The sequence below is a fragment of the Aliiglaciecola sp. NS0011-25 genome, assembly GCF_040370605.1.
In the GTDB taxonomy this organism is placed as follows: Bacteria; Pseudomonadota; Gammaproteobacteria; order Enterobacterales; family Alteromonadaceae; genus Aliiglaciecola; species Aliiglaciecola lipolytica_A.
Window position 1 is genome coordinate 100304 of sequence record NZ_BAABWR010000006.1, and the last position, 24415, is coordinate 124718.

General features: G+C 41.3%; 17 protein-coding genes. 12 read left to right on the top strand and 5 right to left on the bottom strand.

Going from position 1 to position 24415, the window contains the following annotated elements; translation table 11 throughout:
- Positions 1 to 17 precede the first annotated feature (17 nt).
- The 4 genes from dnaE (at position 18) to ABWV72_RS07015 (ending at position 6986) form a co-directional block, all read left to right on the top strand.
- The gene (dnaE, locus tag ABWV72_RS07000; RefSeq protein WP_502902127.1) at positions 18 to 3437 is read left to right on the top strand and encodes a DNA polymerase III subunit alpha; all 3420 of its coding nucleotides are present in this window, start codon (positions 18 to 20) and stop codon (positions 3435 to 3437) included.
- A gap of 38 nt (positions 3438 to 3475) precedes the next feature.
- Positions 3476 to 4432, top strand: coding sequence for an acetyl-CoA carboxylase carboxyl transferase subunit alpha (accA, locus tag ABWV72_RS07005; protein WP_216049932.1), 957 nt, complete (start codon positions 3476 to 3478; stop codon positions 4430 to 4432).
- A gap of 57 nt (positions 4433 to 4489) precedes the next feature.
- Positions 4490 to 5797, top strand: a complete 1308-nt coding sequence (gene tilS / locus ABWV72_RS07010; RefSeq protein WP_353369551.1) for a tRNA lysidine(34) synthetase TilS — start codon at positions 4490 to 4492, stop codon at positions 5795 to 5797.
- 193 nt (positions 5798 to 5990) lie between these two features.
- Positions 5991 to 6986 carry a branched-chain amino acid aminotransferase gene (locus ABWV72_RS07015; protein WP_353369553.1) on the top strand — a complete coding sequence of 332 codons (996 nt, stop codon included), beginning with the start codon at positions 5991 to 5993 and terminating at the stop codon, positions 6984 to 6986.
- A gap of 144 nt (positions 6987 to 7130) precedes the next feature.
- Here the strand turns inward: ABWV72_RS07015 and ABWV72_RS07020 are convergent, their stop codons facing one another.
- Complete coding sequence (locus ABWV72_RS07020) at positions 7131 to 8837, bottom strand: hypothetical protein (protein ID WP_342807182.1); 1707 nt, start codon at positions 8835 to 8837, stop codon at positions 7131 to 7133.
- Between the two features lie 214 nt (positions 8838 to 9051).
- On the opposite strand from ABWV72_RS07020, the gene ABWV72_RS07025 reads away from it, so the two are divergent.
- Both ABWV72_RS07025 and ABWV72_RS07030 read left to right on the top strand, forming a co-directional pair.
- Positions 9052 to 11154 carry a TIR domain-containing protein gene (locus tag ABWV72_RS07025; protein WP_353369556.1) on the top strand — a complete coding sequence of 701 codons (2103 nt, stop codon included), beginning with the start codon at positions 9052 to 9054 and terminating at the stop codon, positions 11152 to 11154.
- 128 nt (positions 11155 to 11282) lie between these two features.
- Positions 11283 to 11678 (top strand): hypothetical protein, encoded by a 396-nt coding sequence (locus ABWV72_RS07030; RefSeq protein ID WP_353369558.1) that lies wholly within the window; start codon positions 11283 to 11285, stop codon positions 11676 to 11678.
- A 12-nt stretch (positions 11679 to 11690) separates the two neighbouring features.
- Here ABWV72_RS07030 and ABWV72_RS07035 read toward each other — a convergent pair whose 3' ends face one another.
- Positions 11691 to 13661 (bottom strand): monovalent cation:proton antiporter family protein, encoded by a 1971-nt coding sequence (locus ABWV72_RS07035; RefSeq protein ID WP_353369560.1) that lies wholly within the window; start codon positions 13659 to 13661, stop codon positions 11691 to 11693.
- A 221-nt stretch (positions 13662 to 13882) separates the two neighbouring features.
- Here ABWV72_RS07035 and ABWV72_RS07040 point away from each other — a divergent pair, with 221 nt between their 5' ends.
- Positions 13883 to 14767 carry a GGDEF domain-containing protein gene (locus ABWV72_RS07040; protein ID WP_353369562.1) on the top strand — a complete coding sequence of 295 codons (885 nt, stop codon included), beginning with the start codon at positions 13883 to 13885 and terminating at the stop codon, positions 14765 to 14767.
- A gap of 216 nt (positions 14768 to 14983) precedes the next feature.
- A complete protein-coding gene (locus ABWV72_RS07045; protein WP_353369564.1) occupies positions 14984 to 16039 on the top strand; it encodes a GGDEF domain-containing protein in 1056 nt (351 codons plus the stop codon).
- A 14-nt stretch (positions 16040 to 16053) separates the two neighbouring features.
- Here ABWV72_RS07045 and ABWV72_RS07050 read toward each other — a convergent pair whose 3' ends face one another.
- Positions 16054 to 16893 (bottom strand): MBL fold metallo-hydrolase, encoded by an 840-nt coding sequence (locus ABWV72_RS07050; protein WP_353369566.1) that lies wholly within the window; start codon positions 16891 to 16893, stop codon positions 16054 to 16056.
- 182 nt (positions 16894 to 17075) lie between these two features.
- Positions 17076 to 18791: a proline--tRNA ligase gene (locus ABWV72_RS07055; protein WP_353369568.1), complete on the bottom strand. Its 1716-nt coding sequence runs from the start codon at positions 18789 to 18791 to the stop codon at positions 17076 to 17078.
- A gap of 259 nt (positions 18792 to 19050) precedes the next feature.
- On the opposite strand from ABWV72_RS07055, the gene ABWV72_RS07060 reads away from it, so the two are divergent.
- Together ABWV72_RS07060 and ABWV72_RS07065 are read left to right on the top strand one after the other, a co-directional pair.
- Positions 19051 to 20475 carry a DUF1800 domain-containing protein gene (locus ABWV72_RS07060; RefSeq protein WP_353369570.1) on the top strand — a complete coding sequence of 475 codons (1425 nt, stop codon included), beginning with the start codon at positions 19051 to 19053 and terminating at the stop codon, positions 20473 to 20475.
- A gap of 5 nt (positions 20476 to 20480) precedes the next feature.
- Positions 20481 to 21656 (top strand): DUF1501 domain-containing protein, encoded by a 1176-nt coding sequence (locus ABWV72_RS07065; protein WP_353369572.1) that lies wholly within the window; start codon positions 20481 to 20483, stop codon positions 21654 to 21656.
- Positions 21657 to 21660: 4 nt separating this feature from the next.
- Here ABWV72_RS07065 and tsaA read toward each other — a convergent pair whose 3' ends face one another.
- Positions 21661 to 22365: a tRNA (N6-threonylcarbamoyladenosine(37)-N6)-methyltransferase TrmO gene (gene tsaA, locus ABWV72_RS07070; RefSeq protein ID WP_216049945.1), complete on the bottom strand. Its 705-nt coding sequence runs from the start codon at positions 22363 to 22365 to the stop codon at positions 21661 to 21663.
- Positions 22366 to 22755: 390 nt separating this feature from the next.
- Here tsaA and ABWV72_RS07075 point away from each other — a divergent pair, with 390 nt between their 5' ends.
- Both ABWV72_RS07075 and ABWV72_RS07080 read left to right on the top strand, forming a co-directional pair.
- A complete protein-coding gene (locus ABWV72_RS07075; protein ID WP_216049946.1) occupies positions 22756 to 23679 on the top strand; it encodes an ABC transporter ATP-binding protein in 924 nt (307 codons plus the stop codon).
- Complete coding sequence (locus tag ABWV72_RS07080) at positions 23679 to 24413, top strand: ABC transporter permease subunit (RefSeq protein ID WP_216049947.1); 735 nt, start codon at positions 23679 to 23681, stop codon at positions 24411 to 24413. The genes ABWV72_RS07075 and ABWV72_RS07080 overlap by 1 nt, the downstream gene beginning before the upstream one ends.
- Positions 24414 to 24415: the final 2 nt, after the last annotated feature.

Below are 24415 nucleotides of genomic sequence, written 5' to 3' on the forward strand. Positions count from 1 at the left end.
TCCATAGTGATTATTCCATGATGGATGGTTTGAATAAGATCAAACCCATTCTTGGAAAGGTCAAAGAAATGGGGATGCCCGCAGTGGCCATTACTGACCAGATGAATATGTGTGGATTGGTAAAATATTATGATGCTGCACATGCCAATGGGATCAAACCAATAATTGGCGCTGATTTTTGGGTACAAAGTGAAGAGTTAGGCGATGAAATATTCAGACTGACCTTGTTGGCAAGCAACAACAAAGGATATAAAAATATTACCTTGCTCATTTCCAAAGCTTATCAGCGTGGGCATGTACAAAATAGAGCGGTAATCGATAAACAATGGCTGCTAGAACACAAAGAAGGCGTGATTATTTTATCTGGTGGCTTGTCCGGTGATCTTGGACAGGTATTAACCAAAGGAAATATGCCTTTAGCAGAGCAAATATCGCAATTTTATGAAACCCATTTTAGCGATTGTTACTATATCGAGTTAAATCGCACTGGCAGACCAGGTGAACAGGAATATATTCAACGAGCGACAGATTGGGCTTTGGACCATGATCTTCCCGTCGTGGCCACAAATGAAGTATGTTTTATCGCTAAAGAGGGATTTGATGCCCATGAAATAAGGGTGTGTATCCATGATGGTTATACCCTCGATGATAAGCGTCGTCCCAAACTTTATAGTGATCAGCAATACCTGCGCAGTCCTGAGGAAATGTGTGAACTGTTTTCCGATATTCCAGAAGCACTGCAAAATACCGTAGAGATAGCCAAGCGTTGTAATGTTACCGTGACGTTGGGCGAATACTTTCTGCCAAAGTTTCCAACCGGTGGAATGTCAGATGCGGATTATCTGGTAAAAGTGTCATGGGAAGGTTTAGAACGACGCTTAAAGTTCCTGTTTCCTGATGAACAAGAGCGAGCTGAAAAACGTCCTGAATACGACGAACGTTTAGAAATTGAATTAACCGTTATCAACCAAATGGGTTTTCCCGGCTACTTCTTGATTGTAATGGAGTTTATTCAGTGGAGTAAAGATCACGGTATTCCGGTGGGACCTGGCCGTGGGTCGGGCGCAGGTTCGCTCGTTGCATATGCACTTGATATTACCGATCTGGATCCCCTAGAGTTTGACTTACTGTTTGAGCGATTCCTGAATCCAGAACGGGTTTCCATGCCCGATTTCGACGTCGATTTTTGCATGGATAGACGTGACGAGGTGATTGACCACGTGGCCGACATGTATGGTCGTCAGGCGGTTTCTCAAATAATTACATTCGGCACCATGGCTGCCAAAGCGGTAGTTCGAGACGTTGGCCGAGTATTAGGGCATCCCTATGGCTTTGTGGATCGCATTTCTAAATTAATACCTTCTGATCCAGGAATGACCTTAGAAAAAGCCTTTGCCGTTGAACCTAGGTTACCTGAGCTTTATCAACAAGATGAAGACGTTAAAGATCTAATAGATATGGCGCGGATTCTGGAAGGGGTTACCCGTAATGCTGGTAAACATGCTGGGGGTGTTGTTATCTCTCCCACTGAAATCACCGACTTCGCGCCGTTATATTGTGATGACGAAGGCAAAAACCCAGTAACTCAGTTTGATAAAAATGATGTCGAAACTGCAGGTTTGGTTAAATTTGACTTTTTGGGCTTGCGTACCTTAACCATTATCCAATGGGCGATCGATATGATTGCTGAGGGTCGTGGCAAACAAATTGATATCACCGCCATTCCATTGGAAGATCCTAAAAGTTTTCGGACTCTATTAAATGCAGAAACAACTGCGGTATTCCAATTGGAATCTCGCGGTATGAAAGACTTGATTAAACGTCTTAAACCAGATTGCTTCGAAGATATTATCGCATTGGTGGCTCTATTTAGACCGGGCCCGCTGCAATCTGGGATGGTTGATAACTTCATCGATAGAAAACACGGCCGAGAAGAGATCTCTTATCCGGATGCAGAATATCAACATGAATGTTTGCAGGAAATTCTTGAGCCAACCTACGGCATTATTCTTTATCAAGAACAAGTAATGCAGATTGCACAAGCCATGGCGGGATACAGCCTAGGTGGCGCAGATATGTTACGTCGTGCGATGGGTAAGAAAAAGCCTGAAGAGATGGCCAAGCAGCGTAGTGTGTTTGCCGAAGGTTCTAAAGGCAATAATATCGATCCTGATCTAGCGATGAAAATATTCGATCTGGTGGAAAAATTCGCGGGTTATGGTTTTAACAAATCTCACTCTGCGGCTTATGCGTTAGTTTCGTATCAAACTTTGTGGCTAAAAGCCCATTATCCTGCCGAGTTTATGGCGGCGGTAATGTCTGCGGATATGGATAATACCGATAAAATCGTCACTTTGGTGGATGAATGTAATCGTATGGGATTAACCATACTGCCACCAGACCTAAACGCGGGCCAATATAAGTTTACGGTAGATGAACAAGGTCGTATTGTTTATGGTATCGGCGCAATAAAAGGGGTAGGGGAAGGTCCTATCGAAGCAATTATCGCTGCCCGTAAAGAACACACTAAATTTTCAGACTTGTTTGATTTTTGTGCTAAAGTTGATCTGAAGAAGATTAACAAACGGGTTCTAGAAAAGTTGGTTATGGCTGGCGCCATGGATAATTTAGGTCCCCATCGAGCCTGTATCATGGCGACCCTACCCGAAGCGATAGCCGCGGCGGATCAGCATGCTAAAGCTGAATCTCATGGGCAATCAGATATGTTTGGTTTGTTAACTACTGAACCTGATCAAGTGGTTCAGGCCTTTTCTAATGTACCGGAATGGCCAGAAAAAATATGGTTGGACGGAGAAAAAGAAACTCTTGGCCTATACTTAACAGGTCACCCAATAAATCAGTACGAAAAAGAGCTAAAACATTATAGTTCTGCTCGTTTGGTAGATTTAAAACCTACCAATAAAGACACTACGTCTGTTGCGGTTGGCTTAGTCATCGGTGTTAGAGTGATGACTAACAAGAAGGGACGTCGTTGGGCGATTGTTACCTTAGATGACAAAAGTGCTCGTATGGATGCGCGCTTTTTCCCTGATATGTTTGAAAAGTACGAGGAGCTTCTTCAACCTGACCGAATTCTATTGATTTCCGGACAGGTCAGCTTTGATGATTTCTCGGGGGGCAATACAATATCAGGCCGTGATGCTATGGATATAGTGCAGGCTCGGGAGAAAAATGTAAAATGCTTAGGGTTAGAAGTAGAATCTGACTGGTGTAACGAAGCAAGAGTAGCTAAACTGCAAGCAATTCTGCAGAATTATCAAGGCGGAAGCTGTCCTGTTAATATGCGGGTTGTTCACCCTGATGCGGAAATGGTTTTAGCATTTGGTGCACAGTGGTACGTGACACCAGAAGACCAATTAATTTATGAATTGCAGCAAATGTTACCCAAACAAGCGGTAGAGCTGCAATTTAGTTGACACCAATAGTGTGTTTGTAAACAAATATAAGGTTTGGAATGAGTTTGAATTATCTTGATTTCGAGAAACCTATCGCTGATTTAGAAGCAAAAATTGAAGAACTACGGTTAGTCAATCAAGGCGGTGAGTTTGATGTCGGCATTGAAGAATCGATCACTAAGTTGCGGGAAAAGAGTGCAGAATTGACTGCTAAAATATTTTCCGATTTGGGCGCATGGCAAGTTTCACAAATTGCTAGACACCCAATGCGACCTTATACATTGGATTATATTCCCCGCCTTTTTGAAGAATTTGACGAATTAGCCGGTGATCGCGCTTTTGCTGATGATAAAGCTATTGTAGGTGGATTAGCCGACTTTGATGGTCAACCAGTAATGGTTATTGGACATCAAAAAGGTCGTGACACCCATGAAAAAATTCGACGCAATTTCGGTATGCCTAAACCAGAAGGCTATCGCAAAGCGCTTCGTTTGATGCATATGGCTGAACGCTTCAATTTACCTATCATTACCTTTATCGACACTCCGGGTGCATACCCTGGAGTAGGTGCTGAGGAACGCGGCCAAAGTGAAGCCATTGCTCGTAATCTCAAGGAAATGGCCGATTTAAGCGTGCCCATTATCTGTACCGTTATTGGTGAAGGTGGTTCAGGTGGTGCACTTGCCATCGGTGTGGGTGACAGAGTGAATATGCTGCAATACAGTACTTACTCGGTTATTTCTCCAGAAGGTTGCGCTTCCATATTATGGAAAAGCGCAGAAAAAGCACCTTTGGCTGCTGAAGCTATGGGTGTAAGCGCAGGTCAAATTAAAGAATTAGGATTAATTAATAATATCGTAGAGGAACCTCTAGGTGGTGCTCATCGCAATCACGACGCTATGGCTGCCAACCTCAAAGCGACCCTTAAGCAACAGTTGTCACAATTGCTGAGCTTATCTAAAGACGAGTTGCTCGAACAGCGTTACGAGCGCATCATGTCTTTTGGTTATTGTTAATATAGTCACCTTGATTCACCTCAAACCGTCTTGTATTTACAAGGCGGTTTTTGCCTTATGAATATTCAAAATCGTACCACAGCACTTGTTGAAAGGTTCCTTCAAGGACCCGCTAGGCAAATTGTTATCGCATACAGCGGTGGTGTTGACTCTCACCTGCTGCTGATCACTGTTGCCGAATTAGCGAACCAATTTCCTGACCACGATTACCTTGCTGTGCATGTTAATCACGGCTTAAGTCCCAATGCGGAAAAGTGGCAACAGCATTGTCAGCAAGTTTGCTCTGAGCTCAATATTCCACTAAAAATTCAGCAGGTGAAGGTCAATGCCAGTGGTAATGGGGGAGTTGAAGCGGCCGCTAGAAAAGTGCGATATCAAGCCCTTGAAGCCATGACCGAACATCATGGTTTGATCTTGTTAGGACAACATATTCAAGATCAATTGGAAACGGTGCTATTGCAGTTGAAGCGCGGGGCTGGTCCCAAAGGGCTCTCAGCAATGGCGCAATCTGCGGTAAATGAAAACAGTATTACCCTAGCGCGACCTTTTCTGGAATTAGAGAAGCATGAAATTCTGCAATTAGCCAAACACAAGCAATTACACTGGATCGAAGATGAGTCGAATCACGATACAAGATTTGATCGAAACTTTTTACGCACAGAAGTGATTCCAACTTTACTGCAACGCTGGCCAAATTTGGCAACGGCAGCAAACCGCTCAGCCCAGTTGTGCGCTGAACAACAAGAGTTGTTAGATGAAGTAAACGGGAAACATTTGCAGACCATGGTGAATCAACGATTTGCGATTCATATTTGCAAGTTACGTGCACTATCTAGCCCATGGCAAAATCAAATAGTGCGATATTGGTTAGCAGAACAAAAAATCGATATGCCTTCTAAAACCGTGCTGGCGGAATTACCTAAACTTCTTAGTGCCAAGCAGGATGGCAACCCCATCATTGACCTAGGCCAGCACCAGTTGCGACGCTTTCGAGAGCATATGTATTGCATTAAAAAGCAAACATTTGAAGAAGATATTCATCTTACTTTAGATTCAGCTAACACCTTGTTACCCAATGAATTGGGGCATTTACATATTGCAGAAAAATACATTGGTCAATTAACCATAAAATCTAAGGTGAATAGTCTTAAATTTAAACCCCTTGATCAACCCCATTCCAAATTATTGAAACAATGGTTTAAACAGTGGGATGTGCCAGTTTGGGAAAGACAGCGAAGTTTGCTTTTATGTTGGCAAGATCAGGTGATTGCGGTGTTATGTGAGCAACATATTATTTTTGCAAATGATGCACCTGCGGAACTCACTTCAAGTGTTCATTTTAGGGTAAATCCACCTCAACTTTGATTTTGTCTCTGAATTTTTAGTCAATTATCTTAGCTGATTCGCATTGATGGACACTAAAACACATTTTTATCCTTACAATGCTAGTGTTTGCCCCTGCTTCTAGCGTAAAATCGTATATATATTACAAGATAGGATTACTTTTAATTCTATCGGTAAATTGACCTTATTATTATTTTGGAGATTTGAGACTATTATGGCTGCATTTGGAACTGTTTTTATGCCTGAGATGGCACTTGCTACCTTTGAAAATAATCACTGGAGTAAGGCTGAGTTTGTCAGCGCTGAAAGTATTCAATTGCACCCCGGGGCTCATGTCTTACATTATTCGAGTACTTGTTTCGAAGGTCTCAAAGCATTTCGTCATGCTGATGGCAGCGTCAATATTTTCCGTATGGAAGAAAATATAAAACGTATGGCACAGAGCTCTAAATTATTGTTTTTACCTGAGTTTGATGCAAATCAGTTATCACAGATGATTATTGATATGGTAAAAAAATACGCTGATGAAGTTCCCCAGCCTCCAGGTTCAATGTATATCAGACCTACCCATATTGGTACTGAGCCTTCAATAGGTAAAGCTGCGGCACCATCAGCTACTTCAATGCTGTATGTATTGTTATCACCGGTGGGTGATTACTTTGCTGGTGGAGCTCGTCCATTAAGATTGTTATTAGCGGAAGATGGGATGCGCTGTGCGCCACATATGGGCATGATTAAAAGTGGCGGTAATTACGCCAGTGCTTTAGGGCCAATTTTAGCAGGTAAAGCGCAGTACAATGCTGATCAAATTTTATTTTGCCCTAATGGTGATGTACAAGAGACCGGTGCTGCTAACTTTATCTTGATTGACGGCGATGAAATTATCACTAAAGCCTTAGATAGCTCATTTTTACACGGTATTACACGAGCTACACTACTAACCCTTGCGGCTGATTTAGGAATGAAGGTTAGCGAACGTAACCTTTCTGTGACTGAACTATTAGAACGGGTGGCTAAACCTGGTACTGAAGCCGCTCTGTCTGGTACCGCAGCGGTTTTGACTCCGGTAGGAACCTTAATTCACAATGGTAAAGATATCAAAGTGGGTAACGGAGAAGCGGGTCCTAAAGCAATTAGATTGCGCCAAGCATTAAACCAAATTCAGTGGGGCGAAGCGCCAGACACCCATAACTGGTTAACTAAAATTTAATTAACCCAAGCGAGGGAGCGCAATCTGCTATTAGCGCAGTAATTTTGCGCTTATCTTGCTTGCAATTCACGGGGTTTAAACAACTAGATTGCATAAATCAGCATCCCTACGAATTAAAATTTGTCATTTCTTATCAAGTTTAAGTTAACTAACCTGAACTTGATAAGCATTCATTTTATGCAGCTGTAACCAAGCTGCATTTTCATTTAATGCCTCAATACCTATGGTTTTAATGACCTGTTGATAGCTCCCTATATTTTCAGTTTCAGAAGCGTAAGTTTGATCTAACAAAGACATTCTATTCATCGCCTGTTGGAAGAAGTAGCCTGTTCGCAAGTAGCGCTGACTAAGCTCCTCAAAGCCCATCTGCGCAGCAAAGGTTTTCAATAATGCTGAGCTGATAAACGACATAGCAATAATAATGAACAAGATTGATATCGAAAAAGCGGGAATAAGATTGAATTGGATTTTTGCTACACTAAAGAACATCAGTGCTATTGCTAAGCAAAATAGAAAAATTGAATTTCGTTGATATTGTTTTGATTTGTTAAGCAATGCAAATGCTCTTCCCCTTTCTCCTCTTTGCCCATAAAAGTAATTTCTTTGGTCTAATATCCAAACCTTGCGCACATAATGAATGTGTTGTTTGCTGGGAGAAGGGACTTGCAACATCAGTTTATTCAAATTATCTACAATCCAATCCATCTCATATAGTTTTGTCGTGCGATAGTTATTTGCACTGTGATCAGGAATACCAGACAAGTGCCAGAAAATTTGCACCCTAAGATCTTCAGCAAATACGCGCCATTCCACATACTGTTCTTCTTTTGATTCGGTGCCGACGAAAAAGAGCCAATATATAAGTACTACCACTCCAACTAGAAACAAGTGGATTAAAAACCAAGTCAGTGTGGCAAATAGCCCAACATAAACTTGTTGTGCGAAGATCGCAAAAAAGGATAGGGTGGTAATCCATTTTAATGATTTTAATCTTTGATGTTGACGAATTTGTGCAAGACAATCGGCAATACAGTAGGCATCAACTAAGTGTTTGATGGGGGCTAATGATTCCGTCGGTGGGTGCTCTCCTAGCAGGTGAGTTAAACTCTTGGCTTTGTCTTTCTTTTTAATACGTAGCGCACCAGTATTAAAACGTTCTGTTTTCGCCAAAATTTCATTAAACAAACTGACATTTTGCACGCCATATGCTTCTATTGCCTTCCAACTTCCAATATCTTCTTCGCTTCCCACACTTAAAGGTAGGGTGGCATGACGTTCTCGTGTACTGACTAACCATTTACAGTATGTTTTGTTAGGCTTAGAAAATAGCAGGCTGCTTTCGTCAACGAGTCCTTCGATACACATTCTTACTACGTCTGCTGTGCCACCGGTTTTTAGCGCATAGGAACTTGATTCTTTTTTATGGTCTATTACACCATCCCAAATAGCGATTAGATAATCAGAACAACCTACCAGTGTTTTGCCTAGTGCAGTATACCCTTCCACTCTTGGTGTATTGGCTTTACGATGGCAAATCTTCACTTCGGAACATTGTTCAAAGAGTCTACGGAAGGTTTCTAAGGATTGGGGAGACCTAAAGTCTTTTTCATATTCTTGCACGTCAAAGGGTAAAATCGCAGTTACTTTAAGTTTGAGTTTCAAGGCGACTTTGACCATTAACTGGTCAGCACCTTCTGCTAGACCTGATAAAATTTGAATCGTACTTCTAGGACATTGTTGTTGCAGCGAGGTCAGCTCTTCAAGCAAGGCTTTTTCTAAAATGGGGATATCTTGTTGTGGAATATCGCGATGACCGGTAACCCCTATATTAATTGTGAGAGCTGATGACATCAGTCACTATTCCTTAACATTAAACTCCGATATTTGTATAAATTATCATCAATAAAGCATTTGTTAAACCTGATTTTATATCATTCGCTGGTGGCACTCGGCTTGGTAAAACCGATGCTTCCTTTTCTTTTATAGGAGACTTGTATACTATTTAACCACATGTTGCTGTTGTATATGTCATGTTCACTCTTTCAATCTGATCCTGAGGAATAAAATGCAATACAGCGCATTTATAAGTTACAGCCACAAAGATGAAAAGTTGGCTCGCTGGCTTATGCGTAAGTTAGAAGCCTATCGAGTGCCCGCTAAACTAATTGGTCAATCCGCTGAGTTTGGTGTTGTTCCCCGTAGAATTGGAAAAATCTTTCGTGACCGCGATGAACTCCCAACGGCAGGAAATTTGGGCCAAAGGGTCAATCAAGCGTTGCAGAACTCATCCTCGCTGATTGTCATCTGCTCGCCTTTCTCTGCGAAGTCAAAATGGGTGAATACCGAAATCACTGAATTCCGTAAAATGGGTCGTGAAGAGCGTATTTTGTGTTTTATTGCCGATGGCGATCCTATGAGCTGTGATCCTGAGATAGCTTGTTTTCCCCCAGCTTTGCTCAAACCCGCACAAGCTGGCCAGCCTAATAGAGAGCCGTTGGCTGCTGATGCCAGAATGGAAGGAGATGGTAAAGACAGGGCATTTCTGAAATTGGTAGCAGGTTTGTTAGGCGTGGGCTTTGATAGCCTAGCGCAGCGAGATGCACAGCGCAGATATAAACGTTTGGCGTTAATTAGCGTAGGTTCTTTTGCCGGAATGGCGTTTGCCTCCGCATTGGCGATAACTGCTGTCATCGCCCGTAATGATGCACAACGGCGCCAAGACCAAGCCGAAGACATTGTCGGTTTTATGTTAGGTGACTTACGTGAGCGCTTACAAACCGTTGGACGTTTGGATTTAATGCGTTCAGTGGATGATAAAGCGACAAGCTATTTTTCAAAGTTAAACAAACGAGATTTATCTGACCGCGCATTGGCGGAACAAGCCCGTTCATTAACCGGCATAGGCGAAGTGCGCCTGAATGAAGGCGACTATCAATTGGCCATGGCAGCTTTTACTGAAGCTTATGAACGTTCTAAAGCCTTATACGAAAGAGACGCTTCAAATGGCACCCGATTGTTCGATTTATCTCAAGCTGAGTATTGGCTTGGCAACGTAGCCTGGCAACAAGGGCGCTTGGACGATGCCGAAAAATGGCTAATTCGTTATCGAGATAGTGCAATTAGGTTAGCCGCAATGGACAGCAATAATCCTGACTGGCAAATAGAGGCTGCATACGGTTATCAGAACCTGGCGATATTGGATAAAAGCCGTGGCAATTTTGAGCAAGCTAAAAGGGCAATGTTGGAAGTGCGTAATCTCTACGTTCAGTGGGCTGAACAAGCACCAGATAATTTACAGTTAAGATACGATATGGCAAATGCGTCATCTTGGTTGGGAAGTCTTGCCTTACAACAAGGACGATTTAATGAAGCAAAGAATTATTTCGAAGAACAAAATGCCGCGATTAAAAAAAATATTAAAGAGGATCCAGATAATATTATCTGGAAAGAAGACTTTTTGTACGCCAATCGTCTTTTAGCCAGCGTAAGCGTCCATTTAGGGGATGTGGAAGAAGCCACTAAATTGTACATAACCGCAAAAGATATCGCTGAACAATTATTTAATCAAGATCCACAAAATGCGTACTGGATGTTGGATTACGGACGTTGCCTATGGCAGCTTGCGCTAATGTCTGGTCGGTCAGCTAAACAACATTTGCAGCAAGCTGAAAAACTGATTGAGAAGGCTTATAACCTAAAGAAAAAAGAGGAAAGGACTTTACAATTCTATGGAGATCTTAAAGTCGCTCAAAGTGAATTTGCTTTGTTAAATGGCCAAATAGACTTGGCGCTTCATTATATCGAGCAATTTGAACAGAATATTGAGCCTGCATGGCATAATCAAGAAATGGAAAAAACCGAAGATTTTCGTTTGGTGTATTCTCGCGGCTTAATTTTAAAAGGAAAGATAGCCTTTAAAATCGAACAACAACAAACCGCCCAACAATATTGGCAACAAGCTTTAGCATTGTTAACTGAGACTGAGACTGAGACTGAGACTGAATTGGAATATGGAGTAAATCCTAAGCCGGATAAGTTACCTTTTACTCGGCTAATCGAATTGACTACTGTATTAAGCTTGTTAGGGGATGATCAGCAACTTAATATACATCAACAACGTTTAAATAATTCAGGTTATATAGCATTCACCCCATTTTTGGTTGATTAAAATTTGTACTATTCGGGAAAGGGATTAGAATTGTAAGAGAACAATTATGTCCAATTCATAAAACCGTATCTTTTGATACGGCAATACCTCCAAAATATGGCATTTTACCAACTACAAGGAAAAGGATTATGGATGCTACTGTAACTTTAGATGTAAGAAATTTCCCCAGTGCTGCAGGAAGTGGCTACACCAATACACCTGCTACGAATGCACACACATACAGCTACCGTTTTACTGGTGGCCCCAACAATGATGGCACTATCACTGAAATAACAGGTACAGGACAGGCACTCATCACTGTGCATGTTCAGGCTGACCCTCGTTATCATATTGCCGATATTGCTTTTGGCAATAACGGTGCAAATGATTTGTCATGGCGTTCTACATCCCCACCTTACCTTGCCGTTATTACTGATACCAATACTGATAATATTGATTCGGAATACTCAGTAGTTATATTGGATACTGTCGCTAACGCTAGGGTGTTATGTGACCCCGCAATCAAAAATAGACCTAATAAATAGTCAAGATTAGGTTTAATGCCCTTCTAATAAAAAGTGTTCTGCGCGTTCTACTCGTCGCGGTTTGCCTGAGATCACGATAACATCGTTAGGTTGTAGGGGCTTTGTAACATCAGGCTTAGTAATTTCTATATTTGCTCGGCGTAACCCATGCAAACTTATTTTGCGTTTAAAAAGATCCAACTGTTCAATTGTTTTACCGACCGCAAACGCATCTTCAGTTAGTTGCACAGCGTGCATAAATTCCAGCTTATCTTTGGTACCTTGGCTAATTTCAGTGGTTTCTCCAGGAAAGAAACCGTGCATATGTCGATAGTGATCTTTTCGCTCTGAACGAACCCGTTTTAAAATTCGCGCCATAGGGATACCGGATAAATGGAGTATCTGAGATACCAACATAAGGCTGCCTTCGAGAATTTCAGGCACAACTTGACTAGCGCCAGCCGCATAAAGTTCTTCTAGGTGGTAGTCTTTTCTAGTGCGAACCACTATGGGCAATTCTGGGTGCATTTCCGAGATGATCTTGATTACATTGAGGGCTCTTTGGTGTTCATCAAAGGTGATAAGCACTAATTTGGCTTTATCGATTCCAGCGGCTTTTAATATATCTGGTTGACTGACGTCACCGAACACCACGGGTTGTCCTGCACTTCGGCTTTCATTGACCCGCACGGGATCAAAGTCTACGACTAAATAGGGGATTTTCTCCACGCTTAATAAGCGGCTTACTGATTGACCAACTCGGCCAAAACCAAGAATCAAAACGTGGTCTTGCATGCTAGGATGATAATTATCTTCATCCATTGGGTCTAATTGTAAGTCGGGTTTACCAATAATATATTTAGCCATGTCGAGACTATTTTCAATCAACCAAGGTGTAACCGCCATACTGAGCACACCGATTGCCATCAAAACAGAGCCTTGTTCAGCACTGAGAATGTCGTGATTTACCGCCAGTGCAGCAATAATAAAGCTAAATTCACCTATCTGGCAGAGCTTTAATCCTGTTGACCAGCCATCTAGTTTGTCGGCTTTAAATAGCCAAGCACAAGCACGAATGATCAGGATTTTTATTATCATTATGGTGACTAAACCCAAAGCTATCCAATGTAGTTGTGATGCTAAAGTCTGCATTTCTAAACGCATACCAACAGTTATAAAAAATAACCCCATTAGAATATCTCTAAAGGGCCGAATATCCGCTTCTAGTTGATGCCTGTATTGGCTTTCACTTAACATCATTCCCGCTAGAAATGCTCCTAGTGCCATGGAAAGGCCAAACGAGTAGGTTAAACCTGCCGCTACCAAGGCAACCAAAATAGTCGTTAGCACAAACAATTCATCGGTACGCGTTCGCGCTACTTCATTAAAGATTCTAGGTAGTAGCCATTTGCCTACAGACATTAAAATACCGACTACCATTGTGCCCTTTAAAAGTGCCATCACAATCGCTAACCATAAGCTGCTATGGGATTGATCTGAGAGCAAAGGGACTAGTATCAGCAAAGGCACCACTGCCAGATCTTGAAATAATAAAATACTGACAACCATTTGTGCTCGGGTCGTATTTAACGTGCCTCGTTCGCTCATTTGTTTAATCACAATCGCGGTTGAAGAAAGGGCTATCATGCCGCCTATGATTAATGCGGCTTTTAAATCGAATCCAAATACACTGGCGATCCCCATAAAAACCAGAGTAGTCAGTATCATTTGGCCTAAACCAATGCCAAAAACCAGATGGCGCATAGCCATGACTTTAGGAAGAGAAAATTCTAAGCCCAACGAAAATAATAGAAAGACGATGCCTAACTCGGCGAAAAAGTGAATTTCTTCTGGATGATCGATGATTGCTAGCATGTGCGGACCAGCGACTACTCCACAGGCTAGATATGCGAGTATGGGAGGTAAGTTTATACGTTTGAATCCCCACACGGTTAACACCGCAACAGTCATCAATACCAAAATATTTGTGAAACCCACATGCATAAATTTTATCTCTTTATTTGGCTAATTTTTTACCGCGTGAACTTGTTGACTGAGGAGTAAGCTGAACGGGCATATTTGCCGTTAGCATTACTTTAATATTAGCAGTAATCGATGGCACAGAGATTGCTAATTAACCAATCATAAAACATTTTTAATTAATAAATTACGTATTTAGACGTAAATTCGCCAATAAATTGGCAGGAGCATTCGCCTTGGAGCACATGACACAGCTTTTTGACACTGCGTTGAAAGATAACAATTTGTTTAGCTCAGATCCCTACAAGGGCGGCTTAAGCCATACCGAATCTCATCAAGTTATGTTGCAATTGGCTTCGAGTATCGACCTGCAAAAGATTGCTCAAGTATTTTATCGCCAATTGCGAGCGAAGTTAAACTTAGATGGTTTAACTATTAAATTTTCAAGTGGTTTAGTTACCCTTGGAGAGCCAGAAAAATCTAATAATATCAAAACATTAGATCAAGTAAGTAAACACACGATTTTTGCTACCCTAGTATATTCTTTTTCCAAAGTGTTAAGTTTGCGGGAAGCGGCAATACTCAATGATTTACATCGATTATTCAAATTTCCGTTAAAAAATGCACTAGAGTTTCATAGTGTTAAACAGCTTGCCCTTAAAGACTATCTGACGTCATTGGGTAATCGAGTACATTATCAAGAATCCTTGGTGCGTTTACTTAGTCAGGCCAAACGGGCTGGCGAAGGTTTTGGACTACTGGTGATTGATATGGATAAGTTTAAAGCCGTTAATGACACCTTCGGTCATCATGAGGGCGATAAAGTATTAACCGCCACGGCAGACGTATTACGTCAGTCACTAAGAGAAAGTGACTATGCTTTTCGTTTTGGTGGTGATGAATTTTGTTGTTTGTTGCCAGGTAGTGACAACCTTGTGAATGGTAAAATAGCTGAACGAATTCAGGATTTTATGAATAAAAATCCGATTTTGGCCAAGCATAAAATGTCCTGTAGTATCGGCAGTACTATGTATCAATATGGTGACACTGAACTAAGTTTATTTAATCGTGCAGATAAAGCCTTGTATGCAGCCAAACAAAATGGAAAAAACTGCTACAAAGTAGCTTAATTTCGACATAGGCGGCAATAAATTGCAGTCTTGTGGAAATTAACGGCAATTATTATTGATATTATTTCGTCTTATCATACCCATTTGCAGCTAATAACATTAGACTGTCAGTACTATTAAATTAATTTTTATCTCTTTTAGTAATAAATGATGAATGGGGTTATTCTGCGAATAAGAATAAATCCATAAGTTCATTTTGGTTGTATGAGACTATCGATGCTTAGCGATTTTGATCAAAATACCCAATATCGACGCAAAGTTTTGCAAGTATTGTTGCTGATAACATTTATCGGCGGCTTTGTTTTTGGTTTGATCAATATTTATCGAGAGCTCTATACTTTGGCTTTTCTAGAGGTAGGATATGGATTATTTTCACTCCTAGTGTGGCGTCAAATTGCCAAAACCACTAATTTTCAATTTTGGGTAATCAGTTACCTTTTCCCGTTTTTTTCGATAATGATGTATGCTTTATCCGTACCTGGTTCCTCACAATCCATTTTTGTTTGGATTCTAACTATCCCCGTTATTTCCTACTTGTTATTAGGTAAAAAAATTGGCTTTTACTTCTCGATTGTTTTTATGACATTGGGAATTAGCATTTTTCATTTGAAATTTATGACTGATGATATTCCGCTGAGTATTACAGTGTCATTGAACGTAATACTCAGCGGGGTGCTGATGATTGCTCTCGCTCATGTGTATGAGCGTAATCGGGAGAAGAACGAAGAGCGACTTATGCAATTGGCTGGTACTGACAAATTGACTGGCTTAGCGAATAGGATGAAATTAATCGATGTGTATGCATCTGCTAGTGAATATGCGAAAAGGCACAATGTGCCTTTAACTATAGTGCTATTTGATCTTGATTATTTCAAAAAAATTAATGATTTATATGGTCATCATGTTGGCGATGCTGCGCTGTGTTTTGTGGCAGATTTTCTGAAAAAACACACCCGAAAAAGTGATCTACTGGCGCGCTTTGGCGGGGAAGAGTTTGCATTGATTATGCTAGCATCTAAGCCTAAAGATAGTTTCCAACAAGTTGACTCTTTACGTAAAAAACTAATGAATAAGCCATTTATCTACAATAAAAAAGAAATCAATATCACCCTTAGTGCTGGGATTTCGTATTTCGGTGTTGATGGCACTGATTTAGATGATTTACTTGTTAAAGCTGATGAGCGTTTGTACTTTGCAAAGGAAAATGGCCGCAATCGCGTTGTGGCCGACGTTCTGGCCGACAATATCGAGCCGTCAAACTCTGCAAAGTAGTGTTTAGATATAACTTAAAATACGATTTCCAATCCTTCTGCCGCAGCAAAAACTTGCAGATCATCTTCCGCAATAGCTATGACTTCCTGACAATGGGATTCAATCGCTGCGATGTCTTCATCTGTACGAATATGATCATGGCTGTAAAGTGCTAAACGCTTAGCTCTGCATGCTAAAGCTAGCTTTACCGCTTCTTCTGCCACCGAGTGTCCCCAACCTGATTTACCTGGCATGTCAGACAGCATGTATTGGGCATCGTGAATAATAATATCGGCGCTCATTGCAAACTCTACCCATTGTAGAAAATCAGTTTCTTTACGGTAGGGAGGGTAAAGTTCGTTGTCGGTGATGTAGGCAATTTTAGCACCATCGGCTTCAATCACATAAGAACTGCCACTGCCGGGATGGTTCATTGGGTGACGATAAATTTTAGCGCTGCCAATATGCCAACTATTAATGCCTTCAGGTATAGGTTTGAGTTCTATATTTGACTGTAGTGATTTGTAATGAACTGGAAAATAACTGCCAGACATCTGATTCAAAATAGCGTTATTTTCATCCAAGGTCGTCATACCTGGTGTGATAAATATATTTCTGTCAGGCTGATATATAGGTGCAAAAAATGGAAAACCCTGAATATGATCCCAATGATTATGGGTCAGCAACAAATGTACATCGGTCTGTTTTGAAATTAATTTTTGACCGAGGTTTTTAATCCCTGTGCCTGCATCGAGAATAATGTCAGTGCCATCATTTAATTCAATGTGCACGCAGGCTGTATTGCCACCATACTTTATATATTCTGGACCCGGTGCAGGGATTGAGCCTCTAACACCGAAAAAGGTTAATCGCATATTCCATCTCTTTGTTGCAGTTTGTCCTTGCGAACTTATTATTCGCAGATATTAGCATAGCGTATCACTGACTAATTCAACAATTAAGATGTGAAGTTATTCAAAGTTATTGAAAAATATATGGAAATAGATTTTAGCAGGAAAAAGACCAACCTAGCGGTTGGTCTTTGCTATTAAATTCTTTATTGCTTTTGTAACAGCGACAATACATCATTGATACTGACTAGCTGCTTTTCGCCTGTGCGTCGATGTTTATATTCGACGTTATTCTCGTCTAAATTGCGTTCACCAATGACAATCGTATGAGGAATACCAATCAGTTCCATATCATTGAACATGACACCTGGACGTTCCTTACGATCATCAAAGAGAACGTCTATGCCAGCAGCAACTAATTCTTCGTACAGCGACTCTGCAACCTGTTGAATACGATGAGATTTATGCATATTCATTGGAATCAATGCAACTTGAAAAGGGGCGATAGCATCAGGCCAAATAATGCCGAATTTATCGTGATTTTGTTCAATGGCCGCCGCAACAATGCGCGATACGCCAATACCATAACAAGCCATAGATAAAATCTGGTGTTTGCCTTGTTCATTGAGTACACCACAGCCCATTGCTTCGGAGTATTTATCGCCTAGCTGGAATATGTGACCCACTTCGATACCGCGTTTGATCTCTAACGTACCTTTTCCATCTGGAGAGGGATCACCGGCTTCAATGTTACGTATATCGGCAACTTGATAGTCTACGATGTCTTTTTCCCAGTTTACGCCAGTTAGATGGAACCCTGTTTTGTTTGCGCCACAAACAAAATCTGTTAAGTGGGCTGCACTTCTATCGACAATCACAGGAATAGAAAGCTCTATTGGACCAATTGAGCCAAGTTCGCAGCTTAACGTTTGTAAAACTTGTTGCTCTGAGGCCATTGTGAGGGGCGCATACACTGAATCTAGCTTTTCGGCTTTGATGTCATTCAACGTATGGTCGCCGCGCAGCACTAGCGCGACTAAACCTTGTTGTCCTTTGTCATCTTGTTCACCTAAAACGATTATGGTTTTAACCGTTTTGTCGGCACTGATATCAAAGTGCGCACAAACTTGTTCAATGGTTTTTACATCAGGAGTGGCAACTTGGGTTTTTACTGCCATGGCCGGCAATTTTTCAGTCAAGGGCGCAATCGCTTCAGCCATTTCGATATTGGCTGCGTAATCTGAACCATTACTAAAGGCAATGGCGTCTTCACCGGAATCAGCCAATACATGGAATTCATGGGAAACCGCACCGCCAATTGAACCGGAGTCAGCGATAACCGGACGATATTCTAAATCTAGGCGCTCAAAGATATTGCAGTAAGCCTGAAACATTCCAGCATAGGTTTGCTGCATTGATTCATCTGATGTATGAAATGAATAGGCGTCTTTCATGGTAAATTCACGACCACGCATTATGCCAAAACGAGGGCGTACTTCATCACGGAACTTGGTTTGAATTTGATAGAGGTTTATTGGCAGTTGTTTGTAACTGCTGATTTCATTTTTAACAAGGGAAGTAATCACTTCTTCATGAGTTGGACCTAAAACAAAATCACGATTGTGGCGATCTTTAATGCGCAGCAATTCTGGACCATATTCGTCCCACCGTCCGCTTTCCTGCCATAAATCTGCTGGTTGCACCACCGGCATCAACATTTCTATCGCTCCAGCCTTGTTCATTTCTTGACGAACAATGTCAGCCACTTTATTGAGCACTCGTAGGCCACTGGGTAGCCAAGTATATAAACCTGAAGCAAGCTTACGAACCATCCCAGCCCGTAACATTAATTGGTGGCTAATCACTTCCGCATCGGCAGGAGTTTCTTTTTGGGTAGATAACAGATATTGGCTGGTACGCATCAGCTTAGTTGATCCTTATTTTGCTCTTAAATCGTAAACGGCCGCCATTCTACCAGCACCCTGTAAAAGGCAAAAGGGATATTATCCTTGTCAGGATAAACTTCTTGTCACTATTTTCGTATTAAATTGAGACTGCATAGATTTTGCTATTCTCAGGCGGCGCAAAAGTACTTGCATACCCTAACAAATACACTTGTTGCCAAGAAGATTGGGGTTATACTCGATTTTATATCCCATCAGCAGGGTATTGAGGAAACATATGTTATCGCAATATGCTTATATCGCTATGAACCGTTTCGCCTATGGCGCGGATCAGAAAAGCATTAAGGATTTATCTTATTGTAAGAGTTTAGTCGATGCTCAACAGTGGTTAAAAGGCCAACTTAAACCTTTTGTTTTGCCCGCTTCAGACTGGACAAGTGAACAAGCTTTTGTGCAATACCATCAATTTAAAAAGCAAGAGGAGCATGCGAAAAAATCAACCTCAAAGATGAGCGCGGACGAACTTAAATTGACCCGCAAAGGACTGCAAGAATCATCTCGCCAACTGGCCCAACAAACTGCGCTAGTTAGCATTAATCATGGGCAACCATTACAGTCGAGATTACTCGATTTTTTTTCAAACCATTTTAGTGTCACCAGCAATAACGCATTACTCAATCTAATTGCACCTACAATGGAAGTCGAAGCCATAGCGCCCAATCTGCACGGTAGTTTTGCTAACTTGCTCAAGGCTGTAATAACCCATCCGAGCATGCTTATTTATTTAAATAATGAGCGTTCAATTGGCCCCAATAGCAAATTAGGGAAAAAACGCAATGCTAAGCAGAACCTCAATTTTACTGGATTAAATGAAAATTTAGCCCGTGAAATTTTGGAATTGCACACCCTTGGCGTGGATGCCGGATATTCACAAAATGACGTCACCGAGATGGCGCGAGCAATAACCGGTTGGGGCGTTGGAAATGTCAAACGAGGCGAAAAGCCTGGGTTCCTATTTAAATGGCAAGCGCATGAACCAGGTGATCGGGTTTTACTGGGTAAAGTCTATGGCGAAAGCCGCATTGCGACTAAAACAGGTTTTAAATTCGAATATAGTATGCAACAGGGATTGCAAATATTATCTGATTTAGCAAATCATCCAAATACAGCGCGGCATTTGAGTTACAAGTTAGCCAAACATTTTATTGCTGACAACCCTCCCAACGTATTAGTCGATGCAATGACTAAATCTTGGATAAGTAGTGATGGGGATATTCCAACGGTAATCTCTACTTTAATTGACCATCCGCAAAGTTGGTCATTGAATTCCCGTAAGCTAAAAACGCCTCGAGACTTTGTGTTATCCAGTTGTCGAGCATGTAATCAGTCATCACCGTCACCTAGGTTATTTAAAACTCTTGAGATTCTTGGACAAGGCTTGTTCAATGCGGGGTCTCCTGCCGGTTACGCTGATGAAGAAAGCGAATGGTTAGGGACAGGTGCGTTAGATGCTCGCATCGAATGGGCTAATTACTTCTCTTCTGTTGTGATTAAACGCAACAAAGTGGACCCTCTAGTAGTCGCCAAGACAGCGTTAGGGCCATTGATGAGTACGCAAACCTTCACTCATATTAAAAGAGCAGAAAGCAAACAACAAAGTTTGGCTCTATTGCTGTTAAGTCCTGAGTTTCAGCGGAGATAATGCTAATGATGAATTATGAGAATGAAACGTTAAGTGTTAACCGACGAAATTTTATTAAGGGAGCCGCTGCTGGTTGGATATTACTGAACTCGTCTGCTTCGTTTGCTTTTAACCGCAATTTCCAGCAGAAAAAATTAGTTTGGATATTTTTAAGGGGAGCATTAGACGGTTTACATGCAGTTGTACCTGTAGCAGACCCTTATTTACAGCAACATAGAAAAGGGCTCATTGAGCCTATTCAATCGCAATTGCATACTTTGAATTCTCAGTTCGGCCTAGCCAAAGACTTGGCTTTTATGCATCAGTTATATCAACAAAAACAAATGTCACCTGTTGTTGCCGTGGCAAGTGGTTATAGACAACGCTCGCATTTTGATGCTCAAGATCAAATGGAATCGGGATTGAATCAGACAGACCATGACAACGGATGGTTAGCACGAGCATTAAAGGAAATAAATGGCGGAGGCTTAGCGATATCACGCAGCATTCCTATTGCATTTCGCGATGGTCTTACGAATTCCGGGGTTGATGTTGATACATGGTTCCCTTCTAGTTTTCCAGAGGCACCTGAGGACTTGTTAAATCGCTTAAATGACATGTATGCCAAAGACCCGGCCTTAAATTCACACCTACAGGCAGTAATCGAGCAAAAACAAAACCCAAGCATGATGATGCAAGAAAAACGACCCACCGGTTTTGATTATTTGGCAAAACAGTGTGCGCACTTGCTGGCAAATAGTAGCGCCAATTGTGCAATGCTGGAGTTAAACGGTTGGGACACACACAATAATCAAGTAAGACGATTGTCTCGTAATCTTTCATTGCTTGATAAAGGGATTCAAAATTTGCAACTAGGAATGGGGCAGAAGTGGCAAGATACTCTGGTAATTGTGTCGACTGAATTTGGCCGTACTGTTGCAGTCAACGGCACTATGGGCACTGATCATGGCACTGCAAGCAGTATGTTTTTAGCCGGTGGTGCGCTCGCTACTTTCAACGGCGAATTAAGCGGCGGAAAAGTGCTCGGTGATTGGCCTGGTCTTGCTCCTGAAAAGTTGTATCAGGGGCGTGATTTGATGGCGACTAGCGACGTTCGTTACTGGTATGCCAAGGCTCTGCAATCTCACTGGAAGTTAAATCGGCAACAGCTTAGTCGGATATTTCCAGATTTACCTCTGTAAGCGTTTAAATCTGGTTGATTTGTTCCACGACACAACAATGTTCTGCAACACGCCATTGGATGTTTAAATCATATAAAGCTACCCCATAAAGGCGATCGCTTGTTGTGGTTTTGTGATACGCCGGACGGGGATCTTGACTTAGTATTTGCTCAATCAAAATATTTAAATGGGGATATTTGTGCTGGTAGATAGTTAGCTGTTGTTGTGCGCTTTTCGAAAACCTAACGGCGAGTAACTCTTCTGGTTTATCTTGCGCATAACCCGCTGCGGCGTCGGCAATACTATCTGAATATGGAATATAAGGTTTGATATCTATTATTGGTGTGTTGTCTAGTAGATCCATTCCTGAAACAATTAAACAATGTTGGCCACTTATAGACGATACCTTCTCCAGCCTAACCGCACTGATGCCCAAATTATTAGGGCGGTGAGTACTGCGTGAGGCGAACACTCCCACTTTCTCGTTGCCACCGAGTCGAGGTGGGCGAACTAAAGGGGATGTGGATTTATCGGCAGTCTGATGAAATTGAAAAACTAGCCATAAATGGCTGAATTGCTCTATACCACGAATAAAGTCTACCGAATTGAAAGCTTGGGTAAACATTATCTGACCAAATGCTGCAGTCACCAAACCTGGTTGTCTTGGGATTGCAAACTTCTCTTTATACGGGGTTTTAATGTGCCCAATTGGGTTAATCTCTATTGGCATGGAGGCCTTTCATATTTTTAATCAGTTGTTGCAAGGTGAATCTCGAAACTGAGGGGACACATTTTGCAACACATTGGCATTATATTGAAATGATTATGCCATACATTTTTTGTTATCCTTTAGGCGTTCACTTCCCGAACCAATTTTAGACTTAAACTTAGGTTAAATTAACGTTTTTACCGAGTTTAAGTCTTTTTTTTTGGTATCCTAAAAAAAATTGGCATCAAATTGCATTTTTAATAAAATTCCTTTGCAATGAAACTGTGTCGTACTGACGTTTTACTTAAAATAAAAATAGTCTTAATTGTTCGCGTAAATTCTTGATTTCTTTTTTCTGAGCACCATATTCACAAAGAATTTGGTGAACTCAATGATCATAATGGGAATAGCATGATCTATGTAAAAAATTTAACGAAGATTTTTGGTGATTTTGTCGCTGTTAATCACCTGAACTTTAATATACAACCTGGCGATGTAGTTGGATTCTTGGGCCCCAATGGGGCAGGCAAATCAACTACTATGAAAATGCTCACAGGCTTTATCACCCCAGATGATGGTGAAATATTCATTGATGACCTATCAATTTATGAAGACCCCAAAAAAATAAAGCAAAAAATAGGTTATCTACCTGAAGGTGCGCCAGCATATGGTGATATGACGCCATTGCAGTTTTTGAATTTTATTGCAGATATTCGAGGTTTAAAGGGGGATTTAAAACGCCAAAGAATTAGCCATGTAATTAACAAAATAGACCTGCAATCGGTGTTAGATAAACCCATTGATAATTTATCTAAGGGATTTAAACGTCGGGTTGGCTTAGCACAAGCTTTATTGCATGATCCGCAAATACTGATTTTAGATGAACCGACTGACGGACTAGACCCAAACCAGAAGCATCATGTGCGTGAACTCATCCAAAATCTGGCGAAAGATAAAATAGTGATTATTTCCACTCACATACTTGAGGAAGTGTCTGCACTGTGTAATCGAGTAATGATTATAGCTGCAGGTCAAATGAAGTTTGATGGTACTCCGAAAGAACTTATCCAAAAATCTAAATATCACAATGCCATCACCTTACATTTAAGTTATCCATCGGATACTTCTGGCTTTTTAGATGTGCCGGGCATAGTGGATATTCAAGCCGATAGAGCCACTGGGAAAGTGACATTATTGACAGAACCTGGCAGTGATATTTTGCATGAGGTAAATAAACACATTCATGAACGTCGTTTACCGGTTGATACTTTGTATGTTGAGCCAGGTCGTCTAGACCAAGTATTTCGAGAATTGACACAAGGAGGGCAGGGCTAATGGGAATGATTTCAACACTATTTAAGCGGGAAATTGCAAGTTTTTTTGCTACCCCTGTTGCCTACGTTTTTATCACAATATTTTTGATTTTATCAGCTGTTTTTGCGTTTTTTATCGGTAGTTTGTATGAAAGAGAGCAAGCCGATTTACTGCCCTTTTTCAACTTCCACCCTTGGCTATATTTATTTTTAGTGCCAGCAATCGCTATGCGCACATGGTCTGAAGAGCGTAAAAGTGGAAGTATTGAACTGCTGATGACACTACCAATAAGCAGTCTACAGGCTGTGGTTGCAAAGTTCTTAGCCTCTTGGGCTGTGTTGGGGTTGTCTTTATTATTGACCTTCCCATTATGGCTAACCATCAATTATTTGGGGAATCCTGATAACGGGGTGGTGGTCGCCGCTTATATTGGTAGTTGGTTAATGGCGGGAGCCTTTTTAGCCATTGGAATGTGTATGTCGGCACTGACTAAAAATCAGGTGGTGGCGTTTATATTGGCAGTGGTCGTGTGTTTTTTGTTTGTTGTCAGTGGCAGCAATATTGTTTTGGATGCGTTCAAAAACTGGGCACCAACCATGGTGATTGATACCGTCGCCTCATTTAGCTTTTTGACTCATTATGAGTCACTTGCGAAGGGAGTAATTGCCCTCAATGACGTAGGTTATTTCTTCATTTCAATTGTAATTTGGTTATACGCCAGTTTATTGATCATCGAACGTAAAAAGGCGGATTAGTA

Excerpts from the sequence above, each read along its gene's own strand:
- ABWV72_RS07060 (WP_353369570.1), top strand. The coding sequence starts at position 19,051 with ATGTTATCGCAATATGCTTATATCGCTATGAACCGTTTCGCCTATGGC.
- accA (WP_216049932.1), top strand. The coding sequence starts at position 3,476 with ATGAGTTTGAATTATCTTGATTTCGAGAAACCTATCGCTGATTTAGAA.
- ABWV72_RS07030 (WP_353369558.1), top strand. The coding sequence starts at position 11,283 with ATGGATGCTACTGTAACTTTAGATGTAAGAAATTTCCCCAGTGCTGCA.
- ABWV72_RS07045 (WP_353369564.1), top strand. The coding sequence starts at position 14,984 with ATGCTTAGCGATTTTGATCAAAATACCCAATATCGACGCAAAGTTTTG.
- ABWV72_RS07065 (WP_353369572.1), top strand. The coding sequence starts at position 20,481 with ATGATGAATTATGAGAATGAAACGTTAAGTGTTAACCGACGAAATTTT.
- ABWV72_RS07080 (WP_216049947.1), top strand. The coding sequence starts at position 23,679 with ATGGGAATGATTTCAACACTATTTAAGCGGGAAATTGCAAGTTTTTTT.
- ABWV72_RS07020 (WP_342807182.1), bottom strand. The coding sequence starts at position 8,837 with ATGTCATCAGCTCTCACAATTAATATAGGGGTTACCGGTCATCGCGAT.
- tsaA (WP_216049945.1), bottom strand. The coding sequence starts at position 22,365 with ATGCCAATAGAGATTAACCCAATTGGGCACATTAAAACCCCGTATAAA.
- ABWV72_RS07050 (WP_353369566.1), bottom strand. The coding sequence starts at position 16,893 with ATGCGATTAACCTTTTTCGGTGTTAGAGGCTCAATCCCTGCACCGGGT.
- ABWV72_RS07075 (WP_216049946.1), top strand. The coding sequence starts at position 22,756 with ATGATCTATGTAAAAAATTTAACGAAGATTTTTGGTGATTTTGTCGCT.
- ABWV72_RS07040 (WP_353369562.1), top strand. The coding sequence starts at position 13,883 with ATGACACAGCTTTTTGACACTGCGTTGAAAGATAACAATTTGTTTAGC.
- ABWV72_RS07025 (WP_353369556.1), top strand. The coding sequence starts at position 9,052 with ATGCAATACAGCGCATTTATAAGTTACAGCCACAAAGATGAAAAGTTG.
- ABWV72_RS07015 (WP_353369553.1), top strand. The coding sequence starts at position 5,991 with ATGGCTGCATTTGGAACTGTTTTTATGCCTGAGATGGCACTTGCTACC.
- ABWV72_RS07055 (WP_353369568.1), bottom strand. The coding sequence starts at position 18,791 with ATGCGTACCAGCCAATATCTGTTATCTACCCAAAAAGAAACTCCTGCC.
- tilS (WP_353369551.1), top strand. The coding sequence starts at position 4,490 with ATGAATATTCAAAATCGTACCACAGCACTTGTTGAAAGGTTCCTTCAA.
- dnaE (WP_502902127.1), top strand. The coding sequence starts at position 18 with ATGATGGATGGTTTGAATAAGATCAAACCCATTCTTGGAAAGGTCAAA.
- ABWV72_RS07035 (WP_353369560.1), bottom strand. The coding sequence starts at position 13,661 with ATGCATGTGGGTTTCACAAATATTTTGGTATTGATGACTGTTGCGGTG.